We start from the raw sequence: 646 nt of genomic DNA, 5'->3' as shown, positions 1-646 counted from the left end.
TTTTTATTTATCTATATCCCAATATTTGCCCACGTTGTTCCTGTCCACACAAACGTTCGGCCTCTGCCCTGGTTAGTCGCTGAATTACCAGCTGTATATGAACCCGAATATGTCACCGCAAAGGCACCCGTGTTATTATTGAAAACATGAACTACACGGCCAATATCCGATGCACTATTGCTCAGTGAAGGAAACGTGATACTCACCACCGCACTGTGATTTGTAACAATAATAAAATCACTCGCATCTACAGTATATGAACCCGAACTTACCGTTGTTACATTACCTCTGATACTCTGAAAAGAAGCAGATGCCGACACGGAAGGACCCATATACTGCCACACACTACCATCATAATAGTAATAACCAGATTTTGTAATATTTACCGTCTTAGCACTGGAAATCCCAACCGCCGAAGTAGCATACAGAATACTACCGATCTGACTGATGCCATACTGGCTATCGCCTGCCTTTATCTGATCACCTGTTAAACGTGGCGCTATAACACCCTCAGGCTTTGAACCATCTGTTGTTTTAGCAACTACATCTAATGTAGATTGAGGAACCTGGGTATTGATACCCACCTGAGCCAGAACAAAACATCCTGTTAAGCTCATTATTCCAATTAAAAATTTTTTTTTCATAT

General features: G+C 41.3%; 1 pseudogene. It reads right to left on the bottom strand.

The window, feature by feature from the left end:
* Positions 1 to 11: 11 nt before the first annotated feature.
* A pseudogene (locus tag C1634_RS25645) lies at positions 12 to 646 on the bottom strand (hypothetical protein); the annotation flags it as partial.

The organism is Chryseobacterium viscerum (genome assembly GCF_002899945.2).
GTDB lineage: Bacteria > Bacteroidota > Bacteroidia > Flavobacteriales > Weeksellaceae > Chryseobacterium > Chryseobacterium viscerum.
The sequence above is the reverse complement of the archived record's forward strand: the minus strand, read 5'-3'. Positions and strand labels throughout refer to the sequence as shown.